12 protein-coding genes are annotated in these 18,442 nt (G+C 36.1%); 7 read left to right on the plus strand and 5 right to left on the minus strand.

Annotated elements, in window-relative coordinates:
* Positions 1 to 14: 14 nt before the first annotated feature.
* Positions 15 to 1,730 carry a DUF4153 domain-containing protein gene (locus tag B0X80_RS04145; RefSeq protein WP_077338548.1) on the minus strand — a complete coding sequence of 572 codons (1,716 nt, stop codon included), beginning with the start codon at positions 1,728 to 1,730 and terminating at the stop codon, positions 15 to 17.
* A gap of 883 nt (positions 1,731 to 2,613) precedes the next feature.
* Here B0X80_RS04145 and B0X80_RS04150 point away from each other — a divergent pair.
* Together B0X80_RS04150 and B0X80_RS04155 are read left to right on the plus strand one after the other, a co-directional pair.
* A complete protein-coding gene (locus B0X80_RS04150) occupies positions 2,614 to 5,358 on the plus strand; it encodes a TonB-dependent receptor domain-containing protein (protein ID WP_077338549.1) in 2,745 nt (914 codons plus the stop codon).
* A gap of 144 nt (positions 5,359 to 5,502) precedes the next feature.
* Complete coding sequence (locus tag B0X80_RS04155) at positions 5,503 to 7,773, plus strand: GH32 C-terminal domain-containing protein (protein WP_077338550.1); 2,271 nt, start codon at positions 5,503 to 5,505, stop codon at positions 7,771 to 7,773.
* Between the two features lie 175 nt (positions 7,774 to 7,948).
* On the opposite strand, the gene B0X80_RS04160 is transcribed toward B0X80_RS04155, so the two are convergent.
* On the minus strand, positions 7,949 to 9,364 hold the full coding sequence (locus B0X80_RS04160; protein WP_077338551.1) for a glycoside hydrolase family 32 protein: 1,416 nt from the start codon (positions 9,362 to 9,364) through the stop codon (positions 7,949 to 7,951).
* 196 nt (positions 9,365 to 9,560) lie between these two features.
* Here B0X80_RS04160 and B0X80_RS04165 point away from each other — a divergent pair, with 196 nt between their 5' ends.
* On the plus strand, positions 9,561 to 10,574 hold the full coding sequence (locus B0X80_RS04165) for a LacI family DNA-binding transcriptional regulator (protein WP_175623871.1): 1,014 nt from the start codon (positions 9,561 to 9,563) through the stop codon (positions 10,572 to 10,574).
* A gap of 17 nt (positions 10,575 to 10,591) precedes the next feature.
* Entirely contained in the window at positions 10,592 to 11,842 is a 1,251-nt protein-coding gene (locus B0X80_RS04170; RefSeq protein ID WP_077338553.1) for an MFS transporter, read from the plus strand.
* Between the two features lie 218 nt (positions 11,843 to 12,060).
* Here B0X80_RS04170 and B0X80_RS20700 read toward each other — a convergent pair whose 3' ends face one another.
* Positions 12,061 to 12,399 (minus strand): Arm DNA-binding domain-containing protein, encoded by a 339-nt coding sequence (locus B0X80_RS20700; protein WP_077338554.1) that lies wholly within the window; start codon positions 12,397 to 12,399, stop codon positions 12,061 to 12,063.
* A gap of 100 nt (positions 12,400 to 12,499) precedes the next feature.
* Here B0X80_RS20700 and sbcB point away from each other — a divergent pair, with 100 nt between their 5' ends.
* The 3 genes from sbcB to B0X80_RS04190 all read left to right on the plus strand — a co-directional run bounded on the left by sbcB (position 12,500) and on the right by B0X80_RS04190 (position 14,898).
* Positions 12,500 to 13,957: an exodeoxyribonuclease I gene (sbcB, locus tag B0X80_RS04180; RefSeq protein ID WP_077338555.1), complete on the plus strand. Its 1,458-nt coding sequence runs from the start codon at positions 12,500 to 12,502 to the stop codon at positions 13,955 to 13,957.
* A 42-nt stretch (positions 13,958 to 13,999) separates the two neighbouring features.
* Positions 14,000 to 14,482, plus strand: coding sequence for a glutathione peroxidase (locus B0X80_RS04185; protein WP_077338556.1), 483 nt, complete (start codon positions 14,000 to 14,002; stop codon positions 14,480 to 14,482).
* A 212-nt stretch (positions 14,483 to 14,694) separates the two neighbouring features.
* On the plus strand, positions 14,695 to 14,898 hold the full coding sequence (locus B0X80_RS04190; RefSeq protein WP_077338557.1) for a hypothetical protein: 204 nt from the start codon (positions 14,695 to 14,697) through the stop codon (positions 14,896 to 14,898).
* Between the two features lie 46 nt (positions 14,899 to 14,944).
* Here the strand turns inward: B0X80_RS04190 and uvrB are convergent, their stop codons facing one another.
* Together uvrB and B0X80_RS04200 are read right to left on the minus strand one after the other, a co-directional pair.
* Positions 14,945 to 16,945 (minus strand): excinuclease ABC subunit UvrB, encoded by a 2,001-nt coding sequence (gene uvrB, locus B0X80_RS04195; RefSeq protein WP_077338558.1) that lies wholly within the window; start codon positions 16,943 to 16,945, stop codon positions 14,945 to 14,947.
* Positions 16,945 to 18,327, minus strand: a complete 1,383-nt coding sequence (locus B0X80_RS04200) for an MATE family efflux transporter (protein WP_077338559.1) — start codon at positions 18,325 to 18,327, stop codon at positions 16,945 to 16,947. The genes uvrB and B0X80_RS04200 overlap by 1 nt, the downstream gene beginning before the upstream one ends.
* Positions 18,328 to 18,442: the final 115 nt, after the last annotated feature.

Genomic DNA, 18,442 nt, shown 5'->3' on the forward strand with positions numbered 1-18,442 from the left:
TTATAAGCCCCCATCTAATCCACTTGTGGTTTAAATGTTAAGTCACCTATTTTTAAGGTTTTCCATGTTGGCTGAATCACTTCAATTTGATTATTTAAAATTAAGTCTTCAATAAACTTATTATTATTCGGATTATCAACTTGCATGTAGTTTTGTGTCCAAGTATTACCTTTTAATAACCATATCTGCGCAGAGGTCGAATAGTTGTTCTCTTCAATAACAACGTAATTTAATTCACCGTCGTCATTGAGGTCTTTAGCAATAAAATAATAAGCCTTTCCATTATATGTAGACCAGTCATACTGAGTTGTATTCTTATATACCGAATTAATTAAATCATCAGGAAAGTCACTTTCACTTGGCCAAAAATGAATAAGTTGACGAAATTTATCAATGCTTTTTTCTTCTTTTTCAAGACCTTTTCGGTTTACATACATTCTGTCGATAATCGCTATCTTATCTGGAGCGATATCTTTTAATTCTTCCTTCAATGTTTGTAGTGTTAAATAGCCTTGTCGCCCTAAAGAATAATCAAAGTAAGCGTAATCAAATGCTTGATATGACACCTTTCCGTCATGTAAACGCGCTAACTGGCTTGATGCAGATATAGCTTGAAAATTTAACAATGGGGAGTTAACCAGTAACATAAAGACAAGAACAACAACTCCCATTGAAATATTAACTTTACTTAATGTTTCTAACCACGAATCTCGTTTTTTCACAATACCTAATAAATAGCCAAAAGAAAAACACGACAATAAAAAACACACTAATATAGCCCAACAACGATCAACGGTTAATCCATATTGGTCAATTCTAAGCCACAATCCGTAAGCTGATATAACACTGTAAATAGGTAATAGCGCTACACCAATGAATATGAGCCTATGTAAAATGTGATGATAAGGACGTTCATGTGAAGCATCTTGATATACCGCATTTACAAAAAACAAGGTTAACGCCTGTAACCACATAACCAACAAGCTACCGGTGCCTGTTTTCCATAAAGTATCTAAGCCGGTAAAAGGTAATGTAGCTAAAAAGCCTAAAGATACTACGGTTAACGCGGGTAAAAGAAACTTAATTAAGGTTTGCAGTATGGTAGAAATATTATCGACAGTATAAATTATATTTCTGAAAACAATGATAGCAAAACCAAAAGCCAAATTTAAAACGGGAATAATAAACCATTCTTTATCAAGTAATTCTTTAAAAAATTCAATTTCTAAAACAGAAAATAAGCCAGCACCTAAATGTAATATTCCCCAAAAAATTAAAACAAATAACCAGCACTCTCCAAATATAATAAAGTTTCGCCACGACAATTTAAAAAGAGAACTATAGCTAATCTTTTGATCACTCAAATATTGTTGAACATACATTAACACCTTAAAAGCAGCGACAAGGCTAGTGAAACAAAATATAACAACAACACTACTGTTATTAATTAATGCTGCAGGCTCTTGTTGATAACCCACATAAGCCCCTAAAATCGATAACAAAAAAGTAAAAGGTAATAAATATTTTATTGTTTCAAAACCATTTTCTTTAGTAACCGAAAGTAAAATTAAAAGAGGAAAACTAATCGTAAAAGCAGCTAAAGACACCAACCATAAGGGCTCAGTTCCTGGCCATACTTTATGTTCAACACTTTGATATAGTAGTGTAAGTAAAATCCCTTGAATAAGAGAAATAGAAATAATTAAAGGTTTAGGTAATTGATGGTCCATATCGTTCTTCAGTGTGTATTTTTTACAGTGTGCTTTAATGTATTTAAAAATTCAAACACAAACAAATAAACATTAATTAAGTTTATTGAATCCTTAACAACTAAGCAGCTCTTTTGTATGTGAACACTAAAAGGTACAAATACGTTATCGCTTGAATAAAGTCTGTCATAAGCGAGAATAATATTAACAACCAAAGAGTTACAACAAAAATGAGCGAACAACCTACCATTTTGTGACACGATTAATTGCAAAACAACTCAACACATTGTTTTAATAGCTTAAAATAAAATATTTATTTGATGCATGTTTTGATGGACAATAAAAAAAGTGAGCGGCGCTTTTAGCAATGCTCAGCTGAGTTCAAAAGGGAAAAATAGTGCAAAACTGCCGTATATTTTGCTAATTGACTAATCTGATCCATAACTATTGAATGAACATCCCTATAGCGACAGTGGAATCTTTCAAACCCCATAACAATTGATTTTTAACTCTAAGGCGCTAACGCCCCCTTTCCGCCTTAGAGAGCCAAGTCGCCAAAGCCCCGATACCTAATACTAACAAGCCAGTAATTTTAATCTTTAAAAATTTCAAGCAACATTGAATATTTCAAATTACAGCTATATTAGCGGCTATGCCTTGCTGTAGAACACTATGTTACTTTTATTTTCACCTTAAAATAATAATAATTTATAAAAACTTCTTGACATAATTTTATATAAATGACTAAATGACTATCGATAGACAATTATACTAACAAAATAACATTATTGATCTTAGAAAATATTATTTTTTTACCTCAAAATGTCCATCGTTAGACATTAAGAATGTAGCTATAATATCTAATATAAATAAGTTATAACGTAGAAATAAATCAGGGGAAATCATGAATAAAACCTTACATTATTTAGCTGCAGTGTCTTTATTAGCAGGTTCTAGTGCTGTTTACGCACAAGACCAAGTAAATAAAAACATTGATAAAGCAGCAGAAGAAAGAAGTGAAACTGAAGTTATCATCGTTACAGGTGTTGCTAAAGACACAAGAAAAATTGACGCCACTTTCTCTATCAACACTATTACACCTGCAGATATTCAAAAGCTAGCTCCACATGGTGCTGCTGAATTATTAGGTAATATTCCAGGCTTCTTCCCTGAAGGCGGAACTGCTGGTGAATCTCACAATAACGTACTGGTTCGTGGTTTACCGCAAGCAGGTGGTTATCGTTATGTTCCAAACCTTATTGATGGTTTACCTGTATATGAAGAGCCTGAAGCTCCTTTCATGAACAACGATGTATTCATTAAACCAGATTTAATGACTGTTGCTGTTGAAGCCGTTAAAGGTGGTCCTGGTGCAATTATCTACTCAAACGCTTTAGGTGCAGCAGTAAACTACATTACACGTACAGGTACACAAGATTTTGAAGGTGCTTACAAGTTTGAAGTGGGTGATTGGGGTCATGTAAGAAATGATTTTTATGTTGCTGGTCCAATCAACAAAAACTTAACTTTTGCTTTAGGTGGTTTTTATCGTGTAGCTGATGGTATAAGAGATCCAGGTTACACAGGTAATAGCGGTGGTCAAATTCGTGGTAACTTAATGTACATAAGTGACGACGGTACTACCCAATTAAAAGTACAAGCTCATAGCATTAATGATAAAACTAACTTTTATCAAAACATTCCTTACTCAATTGATAACACAAGAGCTCCAGGTACAGAAGACAATCCGTTTACTGTTTCTCCAGGTGAAGTAAACAGTTTAGGTGTAGATTTTGGTGACGGTACGGTTATGTCTTACCAAACAAGTAACTACAACTTATTTAATAAAGACGGTACTGCGCTTAATTTAGATATTACTGACGGTATTGCACCAAAGTTCAATATTTACACAGCTGAATTTATCAAGGATTTTGCTAACGAATGGAGCTTTAAAGCGTCATTACGTTCAACTTCTGGTACAAATGGTTTCAACGCGCTATTTAACGATCCGGCAAGAGAAACATCAGCATTAACTGCAGAACAATTTGCCCGAATTCAAGGCCTTAACGACAGCTTAGATGGCGCATACGATAATGCTACAGGTGTTAAAGCTTACTTTACAGATACTGTAACAGGTACTGATTTATCAACAGCTGTTGAAGCACCAAGCATTTTAGCTCACAACATTCCTGTTTACGGTAAAGTTGATGCAACAAGCAGCACAGGTGATTTCCAATTAAGTAAAGAATTTGAATTAGCTGATACTTTCCATCAAGTTACATTTGGTCTTTACACAAGTCACTATACATATGACGTATCATCTGTATTTGCGAGTGCATGGAGTGATATCAGTGAAAGTTCAAGACTAGTTGACCTTTATGCTGTTGATGCAAATGAACAACAAGTTGGTCCTTCAATTACATTAGGTGGTGTTGATCAACCTGCACTATTTGGTTTAGGTGCAGACTCAACAATGCGTACAAATGCAATTTACGTACTTGACCATGTTTCATTACTTGATGATACATTACAGCTTGATTTTGGTTTCAGATGGCAAGAGCTTTCAGTTGACCGTGTAACAACCAACTCATTTGACCCAGGTAACACTTCAAACGACTTTACTCCTAGTGATGTAGTTGTTGGTTCAACCAGTGACACATTATCTGATAACTTCGTAAACGTTCCTGACGGCACACCACAATTTGCTTCTGAAGAATACGACGATATTGGTTGGTCAATAGGTGCAAACTACAAAGTTAATGACAACTACTCAGTTTATTTAACAGTTTCTGATTCTTTCCGTTTACCAGGCTTTGAAGATTACATCTTCGGTGGTCCAGCAACAAACCCTTCAACAGGTGAAATTGCTCGTGGTGACTTAGTTGAAAGTATTAGCCAAATTGAAGGTGGATTTAGATTTTCAGACAAAGAACTTACGCTTGGTCTTAGTGCTTTCTTCATCGACTTTGCTGCTAAAGAAAACTTATCACCAGTACTTGATGACCTAAGCGCAACGGGTACAGGCGGTATTAGCTGTTCAACATTCCCTGAACCAGCTAACTGTCCTAAAATTAGAGATAACTTTAGAACAACGCTAGAAACTGTTGGTATTGAGTTAGAAGCTTCTTATTCACCTGATGCTATCGAAGGTTTAACTATTCAAGGTAGTGTTGTTTGGCAAGATCCTGAACAAAGTCAAAGTAACGAAATCAGAGGTGGTATTTCAGAAATTGATACCAACAATGACAATATCAATGACACACGTGTTTATGATGTTTCTACAGGTGACAAACGTCGTCCAAGAAGACAATCACAATGGTTAGTTAACATTCGTCCTTCATATAGCTTTGGCGAAGTTCCATTAACGCTATACGGACAAGTAATGTACTACAGTGATCGTTTCGCTTCAGACGCTAATACTAACGTAACTATTTACCCTGCTTACACACAAATTAACGCAGGTGCTCTTTACTCGTTTACTGACGATTTAGAGTTTCAATTCCACGTTAGTAACTTAAATGATGCAGATAGTTTCACAGAAGGTTCTTCAGTTGAGAGTGGTTTATCATTCTCAGATGGAAGTTACTCTGGTGTAGCTAGACCATTATTAGGTAGAACAATGAAAGCTTCATTAACATATAGTTTCTAATTTTTAATTAGATTAAAGCTTCACCCTTTTGGGCCGCTATTACTAGCGGCCTTTTTTTTGAGATTTTTAATAGTTTTAACCTAAAATCACATTACCCTTTAGCTATTGAACATTAGCTATCAACCAAATAAAGAATAAATATTTATGAAAAACGCCTACTGCTTATTCGTTATTTTAACAACTCTTGTTAACACAAATTTAGCCCATGCAAAGTCATTACTCCATTTAACTTATAATGAAAAAAATGGCAGCGTTACTACACAAAATAAAATAGATAACACACCTTTTACAGTACAACACACAAACAACCCGCCTGAACGCGTTCCTGGTGTATCAGGTAACGCTTTTCGAACCGATGGCTATTCAACATGGATAACAGGAGCCTTTAACTCACCTAACCTCAATGCCATAACTTTAGAAACTTGGGTTGCATTAGAAAGTTATCCATCAACGGAAGAGTTAAACCTTAAAGAGTCTTCTTTATTACATCAAAGCTCAGATAATGAAGGCTTTAATTTAGCTATAAATACCTACGGCCAATGGTGGTTAGATATCAATATTAACCAGCAAAACTTTCGAGTTAACGCACCAGAGAACTTTCCTCTTTATCACTGGAGTCATGTTGCATTTACTGTAAATAATGGATTAGTACGCTTGTTTCTTAATGGTGAAATTATCGCCGAAAAAATGACAGTTAATGGCAATATTCAACTAGCACAAAATACTAAACTTGTAATTGGCCGAGCGTTAACACCTCAAATTTCATTTAATGTATTTGAAGTAAACGCTATTAATGCTGCTTACGACGAAACTAAAATAAACGATAAAGCTAAAAGTACGTATGAGTTGTTAGGCGAATATAACAAAGGTAAAAATACACCATGGCAAGTCTCACTTGCAGTGCCTACTAGTCGTTTTGAAGACGACCATTTACGCCCTCGTTATCATGCGATGCCACCAGCTAACTGGACAAACGAGCCTCATGGTTTGGTCGCCTATCAAGGTAAATACCATATGTTTTATCAAAGAACGCCTAACGGTCCTTATAAGTGGATGATGCATTGGGGCAATATGGCCAGTGAAGATTTTGTCAATTGGACCCACCTAAAAGATGCATTTTATCCACGTGTTAATACTGATAAAACACTAGGCTTAGGTTCAAAAGGAATTTGGTCTGGTGATGTTGTGATTGATAAAAAAGGTAAAGCTCATGCATTTTATACCAGCGTAAATTTTGATGGTGTTTATGATCCCGGTATTGCATGGGCAAGTAGTTCAGATCCTTTACTTGAAGAATGGACTCAACACGGTGGAATAATAGATAAAAACACTCCTAATACAGGTAATATTACTGACTTTAGAGATCCCTATATTTGGCAAGAAGGCAAAACATGGCACATGATTATTGGCAGTGCTGAAGGCAACAATGGTGGCGTAGAGTATTACACCTCAACAGATATAAATTCAGGTAAATGGCAACGCGCTGAAAATAGCTTTTCTTCAGTGGCATTTTCAACAATGGATATTGGTTCAGCTATTTGGGAAATGCCTGTATTTGAATATTTAGGAATGCACAAAGGTGAAAAGAAATATGCTTTAATTGTTAGTCCTATAGGTGGTGAGATGAAAAAAAATCAAGCTCCATATGTTCGTAGTGTTTACTGGACGGGAACATGGAAATCTAACGGCAAAGGTAGACCAGGACAATTTACACCTGATTACACCACACCTAAACACCTAGATATTATTCATGGTCATATATCACCTTCTGTCGTTAGAAATAGCAATAATGAATTAGTTGCTATTGGAATAGTTGATGAACGCAGTAATGCACAATTTCAAAACGACCTCGGTTGGGCACATACCTTTAGCTTACCGCGTATTTTACGTTTACTTGAAGACGGGCAAACTATAGGCCAAGTACCTGCTCCTCAACTTAACTCATTACGAAAAAACACCCAAGCTTACAGCGAAAGTAATCTAAAAGTGAATGGTGAACACAAGCTTGCTGAAAGTGGTAACCAACTAGAAATGACCCTAACACTTGATGCAAATACACAAGCCAGTGAATATGGATTTTTAATAGCCACCTCCCCTAATAAAGAAGAGTTTACAAAGGTTTATTACGATGGAAAAAATATCGTTATTGATAAACTAAAATCGACATTAACCCAAGGACTCGAAGAAAGCGCTATTTATAAAGGTGACTACGATGAGGAAGTATTTGGGAAACCTGAAAAGTTCCAAGTGTTTATTGATCACTCTATCATTTCAGTGTTTATAAATGACAAAGCTGTTTTTGCTAACCGAATATATCCAAGCAGAACCGACAGCACCGGCTTATATTTATATTCAAAAGGTGCAGAAACTCATTTCAAAAACGTTGAAATACATCAGTTAAAATCAGCCAATTAAATATCATATTACAGTAATAACTGAGAATAATTTAACTGGAAAGATGAAATAAAAAAGTCGCCCTATAAGGCGACTTTGTAGTATTTAACGTATGTAAGCTTAAGTCATTTGGCACAAGTAACTTACAACCTAAAACTCAACTTAAAGTTCAATGCAATCGTCTGTTTAAAAGCGCTTAACTTGTTGCTTTATTTATTAACGTAAAGCACTCAAGTTGGCTTGTACGAGTCGTTGTAAATTCACTATATGGCACTTTAGGGAAAATGTTTGACGTTAACGTTGTTAAACCTTTTTCAGTAAATACTTCTACTGACGATTGGTCGATAATAATTGAACATTCAATTGTGTTTTCATCTGTCATTTTTAAAGGTGCTGTAGCCACACGCCCGAAGTCTTTCTCATTCCAACCCGACTGTGTTCTATCAAGTTGAATTTCATTGTTTTCGGCAACATAACTTATAACTAATTTTTCATCTTCTGAATTGAAAAACGTTATGCTGTTATCACCTAACGACTTATCAAATTTCCATACTACTTCATAAGCGCATGACTCAGGCAGCGTATTAGCGTCAGTTAAAGAAAATGCAGCTTTTAACGAAGTAATATCATCGCTCGGTAAGTTTGCTAACATTATGCCCTTGCTTGAATTAACTAGAGTTAATTCTCTCGGTAAGGTCATGCCACCACGCCATGGGTTTGTCGGTAAATCGTTAGCGTATACCCAGTTAGACATCCACGCGATAAAAATGCGTTTATTGCTTGTTGGTTGTAATCCATCCCAAGTAACGCCAGCATAATTGTCTGGTCCGTAATCTAACCAGCGAGTTTCTGTATGATCAGAAATAAACTGTTTACCGTCAAACTCACCAATAAAATATTGAGTTCCAGTTCCACCATTAGGCCCCGCGGGATCTAAACTAACAATTAACACCCATTTAGTTATTCCGCATGGTGTTGTTAATGGGAATAAATCTGGACATTCCCAAACACGCCCGTGCGTTCCGTGACCTTCTCCAAACTTACTGGCAAAGGTCCAATCAATTAAATTTGATGAAACATAAAAATAAATAAAATGTTCAACGGCTAATGCCATAACCCATTGGCTATTTTCTTCATCCCAAATAACTTTAGGATCACGAAAGTCTTTTAAACCCGGGTTAGCTATAACAGGGTTATTAGCATATTCAACCCAAGTGTCTCCACCATCTTGACTATAAGCAAGGCTTTGTACTTGCACTTCATCTTTTGAGTGATGAGTAAAAGTAGCAACTAACGGCGGTACAGTTCCATCACCTAAGCCACTGGTATTGTTAACATCAACAACAGCGCCACCAGAAAATACATAACCTAGGCCGTCAGGATCAGCATAAATTGCGATATCTTTTTCTTGCCAATTAACTAAGTCTGTCGATTGAGCATGCCCCCAATGCATATTGCCATGCTTATCGCCGGTTGGGTTATATTGAAAAAACAGATGGTACATATCATTAAAATACACCATACCATTGGGATCATTTAGCCAATTTTTTTCTGGTGTAAAGTGAATAAATGGACGCCACTGTTTCGTCATCATTGTTTCTGTATTTTTCATAACTCTCCAGAGAGGTAATTTACGTATGATGTAATTTACCTTAAAAAAATAATTTTGTCTAACGTTAGACATTATAAATTATAATTGCTAATCTAATCCAATAGAAATTTGTTTAAACGGTTTAAATAAATAATCGCTGAAAGATAATTTTAGCTTGATATACTTGCAGAAACTTCACCTTAATATGAAGAAACATATGAATTCAATCAAAGATGTAGCAGCACTTGCAGGTGTTTCAGTTAAAACCGTATCGCGAATTTTAAACGGCTATGAAGGCGTTAGCCCTAAAACAGCTGAGAAAGTAGATAAAGCCATGAAGGAATTAGAATACTACCCTTCAGCGGCGGCTCAAGCTTTAAAAGGTGTGGGCGCAGGTATTGTGAGTTTAATTACTGATAGCTTAACAACAACGCCTTATTCATACGGCATTGTTGCTGGTATACAAGACATTTGTGAAAAGAACGGCCTACTACTAATGATAGGTGAAACCGGCGGTAACATGGCTAACTTTTCTAAACTTGTTGATGACTTTAGAAGACAGAGAGCACAAGCAATTATTCTTGCGACGGTTTACCACAGAGAAGTAGAAATAACGCAAGCGTTCAAACAATGCCCACTTATTTTAGTGAACTGTTTCGAAAAAAATACCACGCATCCTACTATTTTGCCGGATGATGAAAAAGGTGCTTTTGATGCAACGTCACATCTCATAAGTAAAGGCCATACAAGAATTGCATCGTTAACACTTTTTGAAGAAATGGTAGCAACTAATTTACGTTTACAAGGTTATAAAACAGCTCATAAAGAACATAACATTGAGATTGATAATGACTTAATTCGCCGTGGTGTTTTTAGAGATGACAACGACGAATTTGTAGATTTAGAAGATGTTTTAAGAGAGTTAATGGCATTACCAAACCCACCTACTGCAATTATGTGTGGTAACGACAAAATGGCAATGCGTGTATTTATGCTAGTTAGAGGAGTAATGGGCTACAAAATACCAGAGCAAATATCTATTGTTGGATACGATAACTATAAAATGATCGCCGAAAACTTAGTGCCAAAACTAAGTACTGTAACACTACCTTATTTTAGCATGGGTCAGTTAGCAGCAAAATTAGCAATATCAGAAGATCAAACGGCAGAAACACATAAGGTTAGCGGCGAATTTGTTGAGCGGCTATCCATTTTAAACAAGCATAATTAATGTAAAACAGGGGAAAAATGAACACTTCAAATAACACTAAATACTGGCTGCTGAGTTGCGCCCTCTTTTCATTTTTCCTCACATGGTCTTTTGGCTTTTCATTATTTCCTATTTGGTTAAACCAAACCATAGGATTAACCGGCGAACAAACCGGCATTATTTTTAGTATTAGCGCACTCGCTGCATTAGCCGTTATGCCTTGCTACGGCTATATACAAGACAAACTGGGCTTAGGTAAAGGCTTATTATTTACAGTAGGTGCATTACTCTTTTTATCAGGCCCCTTCTTTATTTTTATTTACGGCCCGTTACTTATTAGCAACTTCTACTTGGGTGCTATTTTAGGTGCAATATTTTTTAGTGCCGCCTTTTCTGCAGGTGTGGGTGCTGTTGAAACCTATGTTGAACGCGTTAGCCGAGCAGCCGACTTTGAATACGGTAGAGCAAGAATGTGGGGGTCATTAGGTTGGGCCACAGCGACTTTCTTTGCTGGTTACTTGTTTAATTTAGATCCCTCATACAACTTTATTTTAGCCAGCATATCCGCTTGTATATTTTTAGTGTCTATCGCGCTGTTAAATAGTGATGAACTTAAAAATGATAAGTTAGATGTTGATACAACAGTAACTAAAGATAGTGAAGTGAATTTTAAAGATGCTGTAAAAATTCTTACCCTAAAAGAGTTTTGGGGATTCGCCACTTTTATTATGGGCGTGTCGTGTGTGTACGGCGTTTACGACCAACAATTTCCTATCTACTTCTCGTCTTTATTTCCTACTCAAGACGAAGGTAACGCTATGTATGGTTATTTAAATTCCTTCCAAGTATTTCTTGAAGCTGGAGGGATGTTTTTAGCGCCGTTTATTGTTAACAAAATTGGCGCTAAGAATGGCTTATTATTAAGTGGTGTTATTATGGCAATGCGTATTGTAGGTTCAGGCTATGCTGACGACACAGTAACCATCTCAATTATGAAATTACTCCATGCTGCAGAATTACCTATTATGTTAGTAGCCATCTTTAAGTATATTTCTATTACATTTGACAATAAGTATTCTGCAACCATTTACATTGTAGGCTTTCAGTTTATGTCACAAGTTATCGCCAGCGGCTTATCAGTTGTTGTAGGTGCTATGTACGATAGCATTGGCTTTCCGGAGACTTATAAGATTTTAGGTGCCATAGTCAGTACTTTTGTAGTGATTTCATATTTTTCACTAGGAAAAAGTAATCATGCTAAGAAATCATCACCCCAAGTCCAGACGTAGTTGATATTTGTGCCGTGTTAACACTGTAGCCATCATTGTGGTAATGACCTCATCCCACTCGTTCTCTTTTTTGTTGATAACTACCAATTCCTTTTATCGGGATATCAATTAAATGAGAATGTTTGATTTGACCTCTAGCTTTCGCCCAATTAGCTACAGCTTTAAATCGTTTTAAAACACTACCAGCATTAGCCGAACTGGACTCCTTTTTAACTCAATCAAAGTAAGCGCTCCAATCTATATCCTTCAATATCCTTCAATATCAATGTTTTGATAAGGTGTGACATATTTATAAAAAGTAGATTTATATAATGTTTGTGTTTTAGGCCGCAATTCTGTCGATATTTATTAACTTTTTTTCTGGCATCAATTAGTTTCAACCTTGGATACCTACCAAGTTTAATTCTTTGTTGCTTACCTTTCCATCTAAAGCGATAATTGAAAGTTATTAGTGTTTTAGGACTGACTCTTACGGATAAACCATCTCTATCGGCTAGTTCAGCTTCTTCATTATATGGTGCTTTTATTTTTCGTAATTTGGTATCGGAGAATGCCATTATTATATTTGGTCACAAAGTAAATTAATTTGATGCACTAAAAATATTATCACAGTGAAACAACAAAATCGGTGTAACCCACAAGAATAAAGAGATAAACATGCAAGACAGAACATCTCAGAACAACACAGCACAGGCGACGATTCTCTGGCACGATTATGAAACGTGGGGAATTTCTCCCAAGTTAGATAAACCTTCTCAATTTGCGGGTATTCGCACTGATTACGATTTAAATATTGTTGGCGAGCCAGAGATGTTTTATTGCCAACCTCCTCAAGATTACTTGCCTCATCCTGAAGCCTGTTTAGTTACAGGTATTACGCCGCAAAAAGCGTTACAAGAAGGGTTAACTGAAGCTGAATTTGCTGATCGTATTCATACCTTATTTACGCAACCTAATACTTGTGTTGCTGGCTATAACAATATTCGTTTTGATGATGAAGTGACTCGTTATTTACTTTACCGTAATTTTTACGACCCATACGCGCGGGAGTGGCAGAATGGTAATAGCCGTTGGGATATTATTGATATGGTTAGAGCTTGCTACGCGCTAAGACCTGAAGGTATTGAATGGCCAGTTAACGACGATGGCGTAGTTAGCTTTAGGTTAGAACTATTAACCAAAGCCAATGGTATTAGCCACGAAGCAGCCCATGATGCTATGAGCGATGTGTATGCAACCATTGCGATGGCTAAACTCATTAAAGAAAAACAACCTAAGCTTTACGATTTTATTTTTAATTTAAAAAATAAAAAACAAGTGTTAGAACTGATTGATGTATACAACATGACACCTATTGTTCATACATCAAGTAAGGTTTCTTCAGCTCATGGTTGCACAAGTTGGTTCGCCCCCATCAGTTATCACCCCACTAATAAAAATGCAGTTATCGCGATAGATCTAGCCAGAGATCCACAGCCTTTATTCGATCTAACTAGCGAACAAATTAAAGAGCGTTTATATACTAGACATGATGAACTAGAGGAAGGCGAGTTACCTATTCCTGTTAAGCTTATTCATGTAAACAAATGTCCTATTGTCGCTCCGGCTAAAACACTATTACCTGAAAATGCAGCAAGGTTAGATATTCCACGTGAGACATGTTTAGCGAATTTAGCAAAACTTAAGAAAAATACTGAGATTAGAGACAAACTTACCGATGTCTTTGCACAAAGTTATGATAACGATACTGTTGTAGACGCTGAGCAATCATTATACGGGGGAAGTTTCTTTTCTCATGGCGATAAAGCGCAAATGGAAATTCTTCATCAAATTAGCCCAGAACAATTAGCTAGCCACCCTTTTGAGTTTCAAGACACCCGATTACCGACTTTATTATTTAGATATAGAGCAAGAAACTACCCATATACCTTATCAAGCGATGAGCAATATAAATGGAAGAATTATTGCGAGAATAAACTACAATATGGTGAAGCAGGTTTATTAAGTGTTGATGAATTTATCATGAAAATTGAAAATTTAGCCCTTGAACATGAAAACAATCCTGAAAAAATGAAAGTGTTAAAAGCACTGTATCAATACGTTCAAGCGGGTTAGTTATTTTATAATTCGCATGGGGAAGTTAAAGGAAGTCAAACAATGCATACTCGAATTTATCAATTTACTGCCGACAATTACCGCGGTGAAAAAGTTGAGTTGTCACAATACGTCGGAAAAGTCGTATTAATCGTTAATACCGCCAGCGAGTGTGGTTTTACCGATCAATATAAAGGTTTACAAGCGTTATACGAACAATATAACGAGCAAGGATTAGAGATATTAGCTTTTCCTTGTAATCAGTTTAAACAGCAAGAAAAAGGCAGCAACGCCGACATAAAAGCGTTTTGCGATTTACAGTTTAATATTAAATTTGATTTATTCAGTAAAATTGACGTGAACGGACTAAACGCCCATCCCCTTTACAAGTTTTTAAAAACACAAGCACCTGGAATTCTAGGCACTGAAAGTATTAAATGGAATTTCACAAAGTTTTTAATTAATAAAGAAGGTGAAGTCGTTAAACGCTTTGCAACTATAACTAAACCTTATCAACTAGAATCAGCTATCAAAAGCTTGTTGTGAGTCATATTTTTTGTATGTCTTTTATGCAAAACAAAAAATATTACAATATTCTTTTCCACTCACTCTTTTATTTATCTCTTTTTAATGAAGTACTTAAAGTTTTATAGATTTAATTACTTCATATAACCGCTGTTTATACTAAATTTATATAATATTTTTCCACCTAGCTTCTACACTTAACATGAATCAATAATGTAGACGAGGTATATAGTATGAGCGGCATTTGGATAAATCATTCCGGTGATTTTTTAAATTTAATAAACGAACAAAAATACCTCCAACAACTTTTATCATTCCCTTTAGATATTCAAGATAAAATTATTGAAGATATTAGTAATGCTCCTCTATGCACAAAAGAGGAAATCGCAAACATTTTAACTTACTACGCTATGCTAGAGCGCAATAGAATTCACTAAAATAAAGCTATATAAATAACATATGCCTTGTTAGCCTCAATTAAAATTAAGTGGATAATTGTTGAGTACGCAATGAAGCAATTTCATCTCTAGCTTTAGCAGCAAGTTCAAACTCTAGGTTTTGAGCATGTTTGATCATTTCAGCTTCAAGTTGTTTAATTTTGTCATCTATCTCTTTAGTCGACATTATTTTATAAGATGCATGTTCCTCAGCGACTTTTCGCAACTCGACTCGACTCGTGCCATTTCCTAGGCCCATTACATCAGGTATTTTACGTTTTACGCCAGTAGGTGTAATACCATGGTCAACATTATATTGGTGCTGAATAGCGCGTCTTCTTTCGGTTTCATCAATGGCTTTTTTCATTGAACCTGTAATGCGTGCTGCATATAAAATAGCTCTACCATTAATGTTTCGCGCTGCGCGACCTATGGTTTGAATAAGTGAGCGTTCAGAGCGTAAAAAGCCTTCTTTGTCAGCATCTAAAATTGCCACTAGAGATACTTCAGGCATGTCTAAACCTTCACGTAATAAGTTGATACCTACAAGTACATCAAATTTACCTAATCTAAAATCTCTTATAATTTCAACACGCTCAACAGTATCTACATCGGAATGTAGGTAACGTGTTTTTATACCGTGTTCATCTAAATAGTCGGTTAAGTCTTCGGCCATACGTTTGGTTAATGTGGTAGCAAGTACCCGTTCTTCAATAATTACTCGTTTACGAATTTCAGATAATAAATCGTCAACTTGTGTTTCAACCGGTCTTACCTCGATAACAGGATCGAGTAATCCTGTAGGCCTTACCACTTGTTGAGCAATATCATCACCTGATTTTTCTACTTCATAATTGCTCGGTGTTGCTGAAACATAAATGGTTTGAGGTGCTAAGGCTTCAAACTCTTCAAATTTCATTGGTCGGTTATCTAAAGCTGATGGCAGCCTAAATCCGTATTCAACAAGGTTTTCTTTTCTTGATCTATCGCCTTTATACATAGCACCAATTTGCGGCACAGTAACATGAGATTCATCAATAATAAGTAGGCCGTCATTCGGTAAGTAATCGAATAACGTAGGTGGCGCTTCACCTGTCCCTCTGCCGGAGAGGTAACGTGAGTAGTTTTCGATACCTGAGCAATAACCTAATTCTGTCATCATTTCGATGTCGAATTGTGTACGTTGAACGATACGTTGCTCTTCAACTAATTTATTGTTTTCTTTTAGTTGTGTGGCTCTGTCTTTTAACTCAATTTTAATATTTTCAACAGCGGCTAATATTTTTTCACGTGGTGTGGCGTAGTGAGTTTTAGGGTAAATAGTTACTCGCGCTAGTGTTCGTTCTATTTGTCCTGTAAGTGGATCAAACTGTCTTATTTGCTCTATTTCTTCATCAAACAATTCAATACGTATGGCAAGCCTGTCAGATTCAGCAGGAAATACATCAATAACATCGCCTCGCACACGATAGGTAGCTCGCTGAAAGGCTACGTCGTTACGTGTGTATTGTAATTCGGCTAAACGTCTTAATATATCTCGTTGATTTATAATGTCGCCTTGGCTAATGTGCAACATCATTTTTAAGTAAGAGTCAGGATCACCCAAACCATAAATAGCAGAAACCGAAGCAACAATAATAACGTCTCTACGCTCAAGCAAAGCTTTTGTTGCTGATAAACGCATTTGTTCAATATGTTCGTTTACCGAGGCGTCTTTTTCAATAAACGTATCCGTGGTTGGTACATAAGCTTCAGGTTGATAGTAATCGTAATAAGAAACAAAGTACTCAACGGCATTATTCGGAAAAAACTCTTTCATCTCCCCGTATAACTGCGCGGCAAGTGTTTTGTTAGGTGCAAGCATCATGGTAGGACGATTAAGCTTAGCGATAACATTAGCAATGGTATACGTTTTACCTGAACCGGTAACACCTAATAAAGTTTGATGTGCTAAGCCTGATTCAATACCATCAAGCAACTTTGCAATCGCCATAGGTTGATCACCACTGGGTGTATAATTAGATACCAGCTCCATATCTTTCATCATTAGATTGATGCCTCTTTTGTTTCAATATTAAAAGCTTCGGTTTTAAATTGTTTACTGAACAAGCCATAAGAAATAAATGCCATCAATAAATTACCAATTACTCCGCCAATAAAGAAACCTTCTAATCCATATAAATAACTCCCAAAGTAAGCGATAGGTACATAACACACAAATAAGCGAATAATGCTTAGCGCTAAAGCTACCATGGGTTTGTGTAAAGCATTAAACGATGAGTTAGTTAAAATAATCACACCTTGAAAACCATAACCTAGAGGTAGAATCCAAATAAATAACTCAATAAGTTCAGCAACTTTTTCTTCTTTGGCAAAGGTATGACTGATAAATGGAGCAATAAGTATAAGTACAAGATAAATAAGTACCTGCCACGCCAATACAAACTTAATTGTAGATTTATAGCTTTCTTTCACCCTACTCATGTTTGATGCACCAAAATTTTGGCTAATAAATGGAGGGAGTGTCATTGATAAAGCCAGCACCACTAAGCAAGCAATTGACTCAATTCTTGAACCTACGCCAAATGCAGCAACAGCAGAGTCTCCAAAGGTTGCCGCTATTGCAGTTAAAACAGCCGTTGCAATTGGCGTTAGCATATTAGCACCCGCCGCAGGTAAACCAATGTTTAGAATTTCTTTACATGAGACTATAAATTCCTTTAAGGGAATGAATGTCGCATGTATGAGGTTTTTCTTACGAATAAGAATATAAAGCACTAACCCCGTGCTAAACATCCAAGAAATAAAGGTTGCAATAGCAGCACCTTCTAGGCCTAACGCAGGAACAGGTCCAAAACCAAAAATAAGAATAGGATCTAGTACGGCGTTAATTAAGCCAGCACTTCCCATGATAATACTCGGTGTTTTAGTATCACCGGCAGAGCGTAGTACCGCATTACCAATCATAGGGCCAATTAAACAAACACTACCTAAAAACCATACGTCCATATATTCATGAATTAGCGGTAGCAAGTCATTATTGGCACCTAATAATAAAAAGATTTCATCAATAAAAATATAACCAACATATGACAAAAGCCCAACAATAACGGCTGTCATATACATAGCCGATGTTGCCAAATTTTTTGCCAAGGCATGATTACCTCTACCTAAAGCTTTACCAATAACGGCAGAGGTTCCTATACCTAAACCAATAGTTAAACTAATAACCGTAAATGTAATAGGAAAGGTAAAGCTTATTGCCGCTAGAGGCAGCGTTCCTAATAAACCAACAAAAAAAGTATCAACAAGGTTAAAAGTCATTAAAAGGATCATTCCGTATATCATAGGAACAGTCATTCTTTTTAATGCTTGGGGCACGGGATCTTTTAAGAGATCAATTTGATTTTTTTTTACTGATGTAGTCATTAACAACGAATACCCGTGGTATAAAAAGCGGAAGAGCTTATATTGTAAAAGATAGCCCCCCGAGTCGCTATGCTTAAATTTTATTTAACGTCATTAATTTGAAAATAAATGTGAA

The sequence above is a fragment of the Pseudocolwellia agarivorans genome (assembly GCF_002000085.1).
GTDB classification, from domain to species: domain Bacteria; phylum Pseudomonadota; class Gammaproteobacteria; order Enterobacterales; family Alteromonadaceae; genus Pseudocolwellia; species Pseudocolwellia agarivorans.

Excerpts from the sequence above, each read along its gene's own strand:
- uvrB (WP_077338558.1), bottom strand. The coding sequence starts at position 16,945 with ATGATGAAAGATATGGAGCTGGTATCTAATTATACACCCAGTGGTGAT.
- B0X80_RS04145 (WP_077338548.1), bottom strand. The coding sequence starts at position 1,730 with ATGGACCATCAATTACCTAAACCTTTAATTATTTCTATTTCTCTTATT.
- B0X80_RS04165 (WP_175623871.1), top strand. The coding sequence starts at position 9,561 with ATGAATTCAATCAAAGATGTAGCAGCACTTGCAGGTGTTTCAGTTAAA.
- B0X80_RS04150 (WP_077338549.1), top strand. The coding sequence starts at position 2,614 with ATGAATAAAACCTTACATTATTTAGCTGCAGTGTCTTTATTAGCAGGT.
- B0X80_RS04200 (WP_077338559.1), bottom strand. The coding sequence starts at position 18,327 with ATGACTACATCAGTAAAAAAAAATCAAATTGATCTCTTAAAAGATCCC.
- B0X80_RS20700 (WP_077338554.1), bottom strand. The coding sequence starts at position 12,399 with ATGGCATTCTCCGATACCAAATTACGAAAAATAAAAGCACCATATAAT.
- B0X80_RS04155 (WP_077338550.1), top strand. The coding sequence starts at position 5,503 with ATGAAAAACGCCTACTGCTTATTCGTTATTTTAACAACTCTTGTTAAC.
- sbcB (WP_077338555.1), top strand. The coding sequence starts at position 12,500 with ATGCAAGACAGAACATCTCAGAACAACACAGCACAGGCGACGATTCTC.
- B0X80_RS04170 (WP_077338553.1), top strand. The coding sequence starts at position 10,592 with ATGAACACTTCAAATAACACTAAATACTGGCTGCTGAGTTGCGCCCTC.
- B0X80_RS04185 (WP_077338556.1), top strand. The coding sequence starts at position 14,000 with ATGCATACTCGAATTTATCAATTTACTGCCGACAATTACCGCGGTGAA.
- B0X80_RS04160 (WP_077338551.1), bottom strand. The coding sequence starts at position 9,364 with ATGAAAAATACAGAAACAATGATGACGAAACAGTGGCGTCCATTTATT.
- B0X80_RS04190 (WP_077338557.1), top strand. The coding sequence starts at position 14,695 with ATGAGCGGCATTTGGATAAATCATTCCGGTGATTTTTTAAATTTAATA.